Origin of the sequence: Flavobacterium sp. CYK-55, assembly GCF_018413465.1 — a bacterium.
GTDB lineage: Bacteria > Bacteroidota > Bacteroidia > Flavobacteriales > Flavobacteriaceae > Flavobacterium.
In genome coordinates this window covers 70,981-81,919 of record NZ_JAHCDK010000014.1, presented here as the reverse complement: position 1 = coordinate 81,919, position 10,939 = coordinate 70,981, and the positions used below count along the sequence as shown (strand labels likewise).

General features: G+C 39.5%; 10 protein-coding genes. 3 read left to right on the top strand and 7 right to left on the bottom strand.

The window, feature by feature from the left end:
* The 3 genes from KIH23_RS12945 to KIH23_RS12935 all read right to left on the bottom strand — a co-directional run.
* On the bottom strand, positions 1-1,366 hold a 1,366-nt coding region (locus tag KIH23_RS12945; protein ID WP_213213920.1), incomplete at its 3' end, for an Ig-like domain-containing protein.
* Between the two features lie 284 nt (positions 1,367-1,650).
* Positions 1,651-2,022, bottom strand: a complete 372-nt coding sequence (locus KIH23_RS12940; RefSeq protein ID WP_213213919.1) for a PUR family DNA/RNA-binding protein — start codon at positions 2,020-2,022, stop codon at positions 1,651-1,653.
* A gap of 65 nt (positions 2,023-2,087) precedes the next feature.
* On the bottom strand, positions 2,088-3,851 hold the full coding sequence (locus tag KIH23_RS12935) for an ABC transporter ATP-binding protein (RefSeq protein ID WP_213213918.1): 1,764 nt from the start codon (positions 3,849-3,851) through the stop codon (positions 2,088-2,090).
* 196 nt (positions 3,852-4,047) lie between these two features.
* On the opposite strand from KIH23_RS12935, the gene KIH23_RS12930 reads away from it, so the two are divergent.
* The 3 genes from KIH23_RS12930 to yajC all read left to right on the top strand — a co-directional run bounded on the left by KIH23_RS12930 (position 4,048) and on the right by yajC (position 6,474).
* On the top strand, positions 4,048-5,145 hold the full coding sequence (locus KIH23_RS12930; protein WP_213213917.1) for a Glu/Leu/Phe/Val family dehydrogenase: 1,098 nt from the start codon (positions 4,048-4,050) through the stop codon (positions 5,143-5,145).
* Positions 5,146-5,267: 122 nt separating this feature from the next.
* Positions 5,268-6,179, top strand: coding sequence for a transcription antitermination factor NusB (nusB, locus tag KIH23_RS12925; protein ID WP_213213925.1), 912 nt, complete (start codon positions 5,268-5,270; stop codon positions 6,177-6,179).
* Between the two features lie 22 nt (positions 6,180-6,201).
* Positions 6,202-6,474: a preprotein translocase subunit YajC gene (yajC, locus tag KIH23_RS12920; protein ID WP_213213916.1), complete on the top strand. Its 273-nt coding sequence runs from the start codon at positions 6,202-6,204 to the stop codon at positions 6,472-6,474.
* A 44-nt stretch (positions 6,475-6,518) separates the two neighbouring features.
* Here yajC and KIH23_RS12915 read toward each other — a convergent pair whose 3' ends face one another.
* The 4 genes from KIH23_RS12915 to KIH23_RS12900 are packed head-to-tail and all read right to left on the bottom strand — an operon-like array spanning position 6,519 to position 10,937.
* Entirely contained in the window at positions 6,519-7,100 is a 582-nt protein-coding gene (locus tag KIH23_RS12915; RefSeq protein WP_213213915.1) for a YdeI/OmpD-associated family protein, read from the bottom strand.
* Entirely contained in the window at positions 7,101-8,369 is a 1,269-nt protein-coding gene (gene pepT / locus KIH23_RS12910; RefSeq protein ID WP_213213914.1) for a peptidase T, read from the bottom strand.
* A 36-nt stretch (positions 8,370-8,405) separates the two neighbouring features.
* Positions 8,406-10,367, bottom strand: coding sequence for an LTA synthase family protein (locus KIH23_RS12905; RefSeq protein WP_213213913.1), 1,962 nt, complete (start codon positions 10,365-10,367; stop codon positions 8,406-8,408).
* A 57-nt stretch (positions 10,368-10,424) separates the two neighbouring features.
* The gene (locus KIH23_RS12900; protein ID WP_213213912.1) at positions 10,425-10,937 is read right to left on the bottom strand and encodes a molybdopterin-binding protein; all 513 of its coding nucleotides are present in this window, start codon (positions 10,935-10,937) and stop codon (positions 10,425-10,427) included.
* Positions 10,938-10,939 lie beyond the last annotated feature (2 nt).

Below are 10,939 nucleotides of genomic sequence, written 5' to 3'. Positions count from 1 at the left end.
GTGCGTTAATCGTTGCCGATGCCGAAGCTACTGAAGTACAACCAACCGAATTGGTCACGGTAAAAGTATAACTACCAGCAGTTAATCCACTTACGGTGTAGGTAGCTCCTGAGCCTGCAATTGCTCCAGGATTAATGGTCCAAGTTCCGGCAGGAAGTCCGGTGAGTTCTATACTTCCGGTTGATGATGCGCAAGTGGTTTGCGTAATAGTTCCGATGGTTGGTGCCGAAGGCGTTGGAGGCTGTGCGTTAATCGTTGCCGAAGCCGAAGCTACTGAAGTACAACCAACCGAATTTTTAACAGTAAACGAATAGTTTCCGGCAGCTAAACCTGTAACATTATAAGTAGCCCCAGAACCGCTTATGTTTCCGGGGTTAATAGTCCAAGTTCCGGCAGGAAGTCCGGTGAGCTGAATTGTGCCTGTGGCTGTTGAACAAGTAGGCTGTGTAATTGTTCCGATGGTAGGCGCAACAGGTGTGCTGAAAGCGTCACAACTCAAGGTTTGACAGTTTTGAAATGCTCCGGCAAAACAATTCCCCACTGCTCCTGACGGATTGATATAAACCATTAAGTTATCGCCGGGATTTAATCCGGATTTTGTCCATGTTAAAACATTTCCTGTGGTTCCAAAAACATAAGGACTACCGTTTAACGAATATTGTACTGTATAAGTTGATGCTCCGGAAACTGCTCCCCAGTTAAACGTGATTTGATTATAAGTTATCCCACTACAGCTAATAGAAGGTGATAATAACGGATTGATAGTCACTGTTGTGTTTACGGTACACCCCCCCAAGTTCATATAAACTATTGTTGCAGATCCGCCTGATACGCCAGTTACCAATCCGGAATTGTCAACTGTTGCAATTGTGGGATTTAACGAAGTCCATGGCGTTGTTGGGTGCGGAAATAGTGAGCCTGTAAGTTGAGTTGTTCCACCTTCGCAAGTTGATAGAGTTCCACTAGTGGTGGGAAATGTACTCACATAAACATTTTGTGAAGTTTGATTTCCAGCATCATCGTAGTAAGTGATTGTAGTTGTTCCAAAAGTAACTGCTGTAACCAAGCCTGTATTGTCCACTGTAGCTATAGCAGGATTAGATGAAACCCATGGTGTTGTTGGGTGTGGAATGCCTGAACCTCCAGAGCCTGTTAATTGTGTGGTAGTCGGCCCGGGCAAACAAATACTAAAGTTTCCAGTAATGACTAAAGGAGCTAGAGCGCTTTTGTATGCTTTTATTTTATTTGACGATGAATTAATATCAGGATTTCCGATTATGCTGTAAGAGAAAACAGAATTGTTAATCAATAAAAAAAAAGCAATTAATGCGCTTTTAAAAGCGGATTTGAGGGATGTAATTTTCATACAATTTTTGAGTGTCTTTTGTTCATTATTGAATCAAAAGTTATTTTTTAAAAGTGTTGTAAACTAGTCTATTTGTTTGTTTTAAGTCTTTGTTTCATAACAAAAAGGCGCAAAAAGGCAAGCATCAAAATTATATTTTTTTCTGTAGAAATTTGATTCAAAATCATAAAATTTAATGAAATGTTAATTTTTATTTTATGGTCTAAGTAATGGCCGTACTTTTTTTTATAAAAAAACCCCGAAAACACTAGCTTTCGAGGTTGTTTTATCTGTTGAATTTTTGACTAGATATCGTCAAAATCTACATCGGTATAATTCTTATGAGTTTCCTGGTCAGATTCACGCTCAACATATTCTCTTTTGAAGTCTTTTTGATGTCTCTCTGAAATAACTTCTTCGCCTTTTTGATTGAGTACATATGAAGTCATCTCGTTGAGAATTTCAGTGAAGGCGGCAAAATCTTCTTTGTACAAATATATTTTATGTTTTTTAAAATGAAAAGATCCGTCGTCTTCAGTAAATTTTTTGCTTTCAGTAATCGTGATGTAATAATCTTCAGCTTTGGTTGAACGCACATCAAAAAAATACGTTCTTCTTCCGGCTCTGAGTACTTTTGAAAAAATTTCTTCTTTCTCTAGCATATCATTTTCTCTCATATCCTTCAGTCGGTTAATTTGGTTAATGTTCGTCCAAAAATGATAAAAAATGTATTACAAAACAACTATTCAGACATTTCTTTTTCTGAAAGTTGTTTGAGGTATAATTCGGCATAATATCCTTCTTGGTTTATGAGCTGATTGTGAGAACCTTGTTGAATAATTTGTCCTTGATCAAGCACAATAATTTTGTCGGCATTTTTGGCTGATGATACTCTGTGGCTAACAATTACAGTGGTTTTATCGCGGCAAAATTCCATTAAATTATTCAAAATTATTTCTTCGGTTTCGGTGTCTACAGCCGATAGACAGTCGTCTAACAACAAAATCGGAGCGTCTTTTATCAGCGCTCGAGCTATAGAAACACGTTGTTTTTGTCCGCCCGAAAGTGTGATGCCGCGTTCGCCCAAAACAGTTTCATAAGTATTGGTAAATTGCATGATGTTATCGTGCACAACAGCTTTTTGAGCGGCCCAAATCACATCTTCATCAGAGGCGTTTTCGTTGCCAAATTTGATGTTGTTTTTTATCGTGTCAGAAAACAAAAATGCATCTTGCGGAACCGTAGCGATGCTGTTTCGTAAATCAAATAAATTTACTCGACTAATCGGTTTTCCGTCTATCAAAATTTCACCGTTTGTGGTGTCGTACAATCGGCAAATAAGTGATAGAATACTCGATTTTCCGGAGCCGGTTTTACCCAAAATAGCCAAAGTTTCACCTTTTTTTACTGTAAAACTAACTTCTTTTATGGCCTCAATGTGTGTATCATCATAGGTCAAACCTACATTTTTGAATTCAATACTTCCATGTATTTCAGTATTATTCGGCTCTTTATTTTGAATGTCCGGTACAATTTTTAAAAATTCATTGATGCGTTTTTGTGAGGCTTCGGCTTCTTGCACCATTGATGAAACCCAACCAAATGAAGCTACCGGCCAAGTTAACATATTAATGTATAAAATAAACTCAGCGATGGTTCCGATGCTTTTGATACTACCGTTGATGTACATCATTCCTCCAAAATAAATCACGACTAAGTTACTGGTTCCGATAAGGGCCAGCATCAAAGGCCCGAATTGTGAGTTTGCTTTGGCCAAATGCAAACTTTTGGCTTTGCTTTCTTCAGATAATTCAGCTAATTGATTTTGATATTGATTTTCAAGAGAATAAGCTTTAATGACTCGAATTCCCGAGAAAACTTCTTGTGTAAAGCTTGATATTTTTGAAAGATATTGCTGAAAAGTCGTACTGCGTTTATTGATTTCGGTGCTCAACTTAAAAATGGCATAGGAAAGTAGAGGCAAGGGCAACAACGAATACAAAGTCAATCTTGGTGAAACGTGATACATATATACTATGACAATCGCAAAGCGAATGATGGTGTTGATGGTATACATGACCGCCGGGCCAACATACATGCGCACTTTACTCACGTCTTCGCTGATGCGGTTCATCAAATCGCCGGTTCGGTTTTGTTTGTAGAAATTCTGTGATAGATTTTCGTATTGTTTGAAGACTTCATTCTTGAGGTCAAATTCAATATGACGCGACATCACAATGAGTGTTTGTCTCATTAAAAAAGTAAGAAATCCGGCAGCAATCGTAGTGAGGATAATCAGTAAAATGTTGTGAATTAACTCTTGTCGAATTCCTTCAACGGTCAGGTTTTGTTGGCGTGAAAAATCTTCAATTGCCTTAAATGAACTGCTGATGAGTTTAGGAGTGTATAACGAGAAAATTTGCGCCACAATCGTGATGATAATTCCCGTTAAAAAGTGGTATTTGTATTTGACGAAATATTTATTTAAATACTGTAGTTCTTTCATTTTATTAAGACAATCAAATAATAAGTGATTGGTTTTTAGTTAAATCAGCAGCTATTTTTTAATGATTCAAATCTGTAGTTAAAAATGATTTTTTTACCAATATGACAATTAAAACTAAATATATTATGATATTCTGATTTTAATGATAATTTTGCGTAGCATTTTTAAAGATGCCCCCAATTTAAATTTCAATTGTATGACCACAGAAATCGTTACTCCAAAAGAGCTTCACAAAGTTGATCCAGTCTTCGGACAAGTATCATTTGACAACCACGAGCAGATCGTTTTTTGCAACGACAAAGATACTGGATTAAAAGCAATAATAGGTATTCATAACACAGTTTTAGGACCGGCTTTGGGCGGAACGCGTATGTGGAAATATACCAACGAATGGGAGGCATTGAACGACGTTTTGCGACTATCACGCGGAATGACTTACAAATCAGCCGTTTCAGGTTTGAATTTAGGTGGCGGAAAAGCCGTCATTATTGCCGATGCCAAAACAGAGAAAACCCCTGAAATGATCATCAAATTTGGTCAATTCATCAACTCGCTTAGCGGAAAATACATCACCGCCGAAGACGTAGGAACCACTACGGCTGATATGGATTTAATCCGCGATTATACAGCCCACGTAACCGGAATTTCAGAATCGCGCGGAGGTTCAGGAAACCCATCTCCGGTAACGGCGTATGGTGTATACATGGGCATGAAAGCGGCAGCTAAATTCCAGTTGGGTTCTGATAACTTGAGCGGAAAAAAAGTTTTGGTACAAGGCATCGGTCACGTAGGCGAAACTTTGGTTGATTATTTAACTAAAGAAGGTGCTTTGGTACAAATTACCGATATCAATGAAGGTCGTTTGCAAGAAATCGAAAACAAATACGGAGCTACCATATATAAAGGTGCTGATTTGTACAGTGCCGATGTAGATATCTACGCGCCTTGTGCATTGGGAGCAACCATTAATGATGAAACCATCCACCGAATCAAAGCGCGCGTGATTGCTGGAGCTGCCAACAACCAATTGGCCAATGAAGTGGTACACGGACAATTGCTCAAAGATATGGGCATTGCTTATGCGCCTGATTTCTTGATCAACGCCGGTGGAATTATCAACGTTTATGGCGAAATTGTTGGCTACGGAAAAGACGAAGCCATGCGCAGAACCGAAAACATCTACAATACCACACTTGAAATCTTCCATTTTGCACAAACGCAAGGCATCACTACGCACCAAGCGGCGTTGGCCATTGCTGAAAAACGCATTGAAGAGCGAAAGAGAGAAAAATAAAATCTGAATTCTCAGAATCAATAATATTCTTATTTTTGCGGAGCGATTCCCACCAGAGTCGCTCCGTTTAATTTTAAAGTTCTTTATCAGTGCTCAACAGGCGACATATCCGTGTAAAAGTGATGCAATCTATTTATGCGATGCATCAAACTGGCTCAGACCAATTAGAAAAAGAAGAGAAATTCCTGATGTACAGCATTGAGAATATGCTCGACTTGTATCTGCTCATGCTTTCTGCGGTTATTGAAATCCGTCAGAAAGAACAAGAATATCAAGAAAAAGCGCGTACCAAGCATTTGGCTACCGCCGAAGAAAAAAATCCCAACCCAAAATTCATCAACAATGCCGTTTTCAATAGTCTGGCACAAAACCAGTCGCTATTGCAAGCTATTGAGTATCGCAAAATCAACAATTGGAAACTCAATGACGATTACATTTTGTTGTTGCTTGACCACATCAAACAATCAGATTTGTATACGGCCTACATGAAAAACCGTGTCAATAAATTTGAAGAAGACCGCGATTTTGCGGTAAACTTATTTACCGATTTGATTGCGAGCAACGAAAAACTGTATGATTATCTCGAAGATTTCAAGCTCACTTGGGCCGATGATATTCCGGTGGTGAATACACAAATCATCAAACAACTCAAAGCCATCAAATCAGAAAACGATGCGACTTTTCAGGTTCCGAAGTTGTATAAAGACGATGACGACCGAGCGTATGCCATTGATTTGTTCCGCAAAACCGTGCTCAATGAAAACGATTTTGTCAAATTTTATGAAGATAAAACACCCAATTGGGATACCGAGCGCATCGCCGAAATTGATACCATTATTTTGAAAATGGCCATTTGCGAATTCTTGAAATTCCCGTCGATTCCGGTGAAGGTAACCATCAATGAATACCTTGAAATTGCCAAAGAATATTCAACGCCCAAAAGCAGTATCTTTATCAACGGAATTCTCGATAATTTGGTCAAAGAATTCCAAACCGGCGGCAAGCTCAACAAAACCGGCCGCGGCTTAATGTAAAACAAAAATTAAAATTTATAGTATGGCTCAAATACAACAATTCCTTCCGTTTATTTTGATGTTTGTGGTGATTTATTTCTTTATGATTCGCCCGCAACAAAAACGAATGAAACAAGAAAAACAATTCGAAGCTGACCTTAAAGTAGGCGATAAAATCGTAACCAAAAGCGGCATTCACGCTAAAATTGCCGAACTCGGTGAAACCACCATCATCATTGAAACCATGTCCGGAAAACTCAAAATGGAGCGTTCGGCTATTTCAATGGAAATGTCAGCTGCTTTGAATAAAAAATAAAAGTACGATTCATAAAAAAAGCCTCCTGAAAACGGAGGCTTTTTTTATTTGTACTGATCGTTGAGCCCTTTGTCGGCCATAATCATGGGTTTGATTTTTTGCATGCGCGCTATTTTGGTTTCTTCGCGTTTGGCCGTGTCAATATATTCCATGTATTCCCTTTGCTTGTATGGTGTAAGCTTGTCAAAATGCGCTTTCAAAAGTCCGTCTTCAGCAAGCTGATGATGCAAAAATCCACTGATAACGGTGGTCTTTTTTTCGGGCTTATGCACCAAACCTTTTTCTTCATTGGCCATGGCCTCGGCGATGTAGGCCAGAACTAGGTTTTCGTTGACTTCGTTTTGATTGTAAAACCGCCACTGTCTGAGCGCTTTGGTCACGCCTTCTTGCGCATTGACCAATACTTGGGCTTCATCTTTGAGAAAAACGCCATTGAAAAACCAAATCGTAAAATAGTTTTTAAATCCGCCAATACCAATGATGTTTTTACCATTATGGGTATAAACTTCGCCGCCCCATTTTCGGGTTTCAACCAGCGAGGTTTTGGCAATAATGCTCTTGAGCAAATCCAATTCTTCTGCCCAGCGGTTGACTTTATCCCAAGTATGTTTGGCCTCGTCGTTCAATTATTTTGATTTTTTGGTTTTCTTACTAAAATCAGTCGTGGCAGTCAATTGGGCAATGCGCACAATCACATTAACTGCTTTTTGAATGCTCTCGGCCGGAACATATTCGTATTTTCCGTGAAAGTTATGTCCGCCCGCAAAAATATTCGGACAAGGCAAGCCCATATACGACAATCTACAGCCGTCTGTCCCACCGCGAATCGGTTTAATGAGCGGTTTGATGCCCAAATCTTTCATGGCTTTTTCGGCCAAATCCACAATATGCATCACCGGAGTGACTTTTTCTTTCATATTGTAATACTGGTCTTTCATTTCAAGCGTCGCAATATCGCCCCCAAATTGTTTGGCATATTGACGGTTGATTTTCTTAACGGCATCGGCTACATGCTTTTTGCGCGCTTTGAATTTTTGCATATCGTGATCGCGAATAATGAGCTCAACTTTTGATTCTTCAATGCTGCCCGAAAGCCCGGTTACATGGTAAAAACCTTCGTATCCTTTGGTTTCTTGCGGTGTTTCATTTTTGGGTAATTGATTGATAAAATCATTGGCAATAAGCATCGAATTGATCATTTTTCCTTTGGCATAACCCGGATGCACACTTTTACCGCCAAAGATTACCTTCGCGCCAGCGGCATTGAAATTCTCGTATTCAAGTTCGCCAATTTGGCTGCCGTCCATAGTATAAGCCCAGTCGGCACCAAATTTTTTGACGTCAAATAAATCAGCACCGCGCCCGATTTCTTCATCCGGAGTAAAGCCTACGCGAATTTTTCCGTGTTTGATTTCAGGATTTTGAATCAGATATTCCATGGCCGATACAATTTCGGTGAGTCCGGCTTTGTCATCAGCGCCCAACAACGTCAAACCATCGGTAACAATAAGCGTTTGTCCTTTGTATAGAAGCAAATCTTTAAAATAGCTCGGCGATAAAACGATGTTTTCTTTTTTATTCAAAACAATATCACCGCCATCGTAATTTTTAACCACGCGCGGATTCACGTTCGCACCCGTAAAATCAGGCGAAGTGTCGTAATGCGCCACAAACCCAATCGTTGGAACTTTGTGCGCCACATTTGATGGTAAAGTGCCCATCACATAGCCGTTTGCGTCAATACTCACTTCGGTCATGCCGATGCTTTTGAGTTCTTCGGCCAGTTTGTTGGCCAGAACCAATTGCTTGGCGGTACTGGGTGTAGTGGGTGAGTTTGCATCTGATTCGGTGTCAATGGTCACGTAGCTGATAAAGCGGTCAATAAGGTGTTGCATTTTTTTATTTTTCTGATTTAAAGATACAAATCTGGTTTATTTTTTTGTTTTTTTCTGAAGCTGATTTCCTTTCATGGTATAATACCAAGCCAAGGCCATTTGTTGGTTGTAGTCTTTTTTGAGCGGAGTAGAAGGTAAGCTGTTTTCTTGCATCGTGTTTAAATCAATGCTTTCAACGGCCGCATCTTTGGGCATATAATACATTTTGTCTTGCGTGACCATTTTGTTAAATGTAATGCTCAAATCTTTGTGCGGCGCATACATGGATTTTCCAAAGCTGTAATATTCAAAACCTTTGGGCGCAACCATTTCTATCAAAGTCGGCATAATGTCAATGTGCGAACCTGCCGTTTTGTGTTGTGCTTGCGGAATGTTTTTTCCGTACATCACCAAACCAACCGAGCTGCGTTCATATAAATTGGGGTGACTGTTGATGAAACGTCGTCCGAAGTGATCTCCGGTAAACAAAAACACAGCATCGGGATATTTTTGTTTCGCCTTTTCTATAAACTTACCAATGGCGTAATCGCCGTACCACAAATGCCCGACTTCTTCCATGGTCATGCTGCCGTCAAAATATTTTTGTACCGAAGCCGGAAAGTCTTTTTCTGATGTATAAGGAAATCCTTTTTGAGCCACATCAACCGTATAAGGCGCGTGATAACTCGAAGTCAGAATCACGTTGAGCGACTCTTTTTGCGCATCGGTTTTGCTCAAAACCAAATCAAAGAGTTTTTCATCCTCAACGCCCCAAGTGCCCGATTCGCTGTCGCCACCGGCATCAGTTGCCGAGAAGAATCGTTGAACGCCTTGATACTTTGAGAATTCCTCAATGTTTTGCCAACTCGAAAATCCGCCGTAAAACAAATTCGTTTGATACTTGAGTTTGTTGAATTGACCAAAAAGAGAAGTAGCAAACGGATCATTCACTTGACCAATTTTACTAATATTCACCCCGCAATAAGGCACATTGGTCACAATCGCGCCGAACGAATCAAAAGTAGCATCGGCTGCGGGTAAAAAATGGCTAAAATGCGTTCCGCTGTTTTTGATTTTACACAACTCTGTCGAGAACAGAAAAGGTTGATATTTGTCCATGAGCGGCCAAGAATCATAGCTTTCCATGATGATCAAAAAGATTTGTTTGGGTTTTTCGCCCGTTGCCCCGACAGCAGTTTTCTTCAAATAATCGGTTACTTGCAGATGATTGAATTGCGTTTGAAACGATGATTCATCCATATACGGATTGGTATCAGAAAGCAAATTGATTTCGTCAAAATCTTCCATGGCATAAATGAGCGATCGATACGGATTGATGACCGTTTTGTTTAAAAAAGCGTCTTTTGAAACGCCTGCCCATTTGCGCAAAGCCGGCACTGAAGTAACTGATCCGCGCAAGCTAAAAACCATCAAAATTAAACTGGCAGCTACGACTACAATAGAATGATTTTTAAACTGCAGTTTGCTGAGTTGTTGGTAGATAAAATCCTTCGGTTCAAAATAGCGTAAGATTAAAATGCTGACAATCATTGTTATCAACATGCCAATTAAGTTGCGCCATGGATGAAAATCTTCCATAATGGTATGCATCACGGCTTTTTGATCGTCGTATAATCCTAAAAACAAAAAATTGTTGAACTGGTTGTGGTATTCGCCAAAGTAATTGAGGGTTACAAAGCAAATCACCGTTGATAAAATCACGAATAGATATTGACAAATAATGCGCGCTATTCTGGCTGGTTCCGTTTTTCCGAATCCGCCCCAAGCGAGCAACAACAAAAAAGGAATCATCACAAAATATGAAACCGCGGTGCAATCAAACCGAAAACCCATCAAAAGCACTTTGAGCATTTCAGGCAAATTGGCTGCGGGCGATAATTGTTTGCTGAAAACAGCGATGAATGAAATTCTGAAAATCAAGAAAAAGCAAACGCTAAAAAACCAAAAGAAGCTCAGATTGGCGAGTTCTCTTGTGAATTTTTCCCATTTTGATTGCATCGATACTTTGGTTTGTGGGGTCAAATGTAGCGAAAAATCTAGTTGGTTGATTGGCCTTTATTGAGCGCGTTTAACTTCAATTTTTTCGAGTGATTTGATGTATCGACGTCCGGTTTGTTTATCATCTTGTGCCAGCAACAAAATGCGCTGCGACAGATCATGAATGGGTTTTTGATTCATTTCGGTTACAAAGTAAAAGCCATTGCCACTCGGATTATTGTAAATTTCGTTCCATGAAAAAACTACTTTATAACCGTCTGAAGCTTCAAAAACAAAATAAAATTCGTTGAGTTCACGCGGTTTTTCATAGTTGTAGACTACTTTTTCAAGAACTGTTTTTAAAGATACACCGCGCAAATGGGTCAAGGTGTCTTTTGCTTCGCCTTTGTGGTTGTAGATGATGCGATTTTTAAGCTGAACTTTCGGAAAACTATCCAATTGTTGCCAAGTGTATTGTACTGTTTTTTTGATTTGCCCTGAAATAGTAAAACGATCAGTGGGAGCCAAGTTTCTCTGAGCTAAAACCCATTGCGAGATCAATAGAAAAATGAAAATGTAATAACGCATCATTT

What these genes read in the sequence shown, in the direction of transcription:
- KIH23_RS12940 (WP_213213919.1), bottom strand. Translation starts at nt 2,022, where the DNA reads ATGAGAGAAAATGATATGCTAGAGAAAGAAGAAATTTTTTCAAAAGTA.
- KIH23_RS12935 (WP_213213918.1), bottom strand. Translation starts at nt 3,851, where the DNA reads ATGAAAGAACTACAGTATTTAAATAAATATTTCGTCAAATACAAATAC.
- KIH23_RS12930 (WP_213213917.1), top strand. Translation starts at nt 4,048, where the DNA reads ATGACCACAGAAATCGTTACTCCAAAAGAGCTTCACAAAGTTGATCCA.
- nusB (WP_213213925.1), top strand. Translation starts at nt 5,268, where the DNA reads ATGCAATCTATTTATGCGATGCATCAAACTGGCTCAGACCAATTAGAA.
- yajC (WP_213213916.1), top strand. Translation starts at nt 6,202, where the DNA reads ATGGCTCAAATACAACAATTCCTTCCGTTTATTTTGATGTTTGTGGTG.
- pepT (WP_213213914.1), bottom strand. Translation starts at nt 8,369, where the DNA reads ATGCAACACCTTATTGACCGCTTTATCAGCTACGTGACCATTGACACC.
- KIH23_RS12905 (WP_213213913.1), bottom strand. Translation starts at nt 10,367, where the DNA reads ATGCAATCAAAATGGGAAAAATTCACAAGAGAACTCGCCAATCTGAGC.
- KIH23_RS12900 (WP_213213912.1), bottom strand. Translation starts at nt 10,937, where the DNA reads ATGATGCGTTATTACATTTTCATTTTTCTATTGATCTCGCAATGGGTT.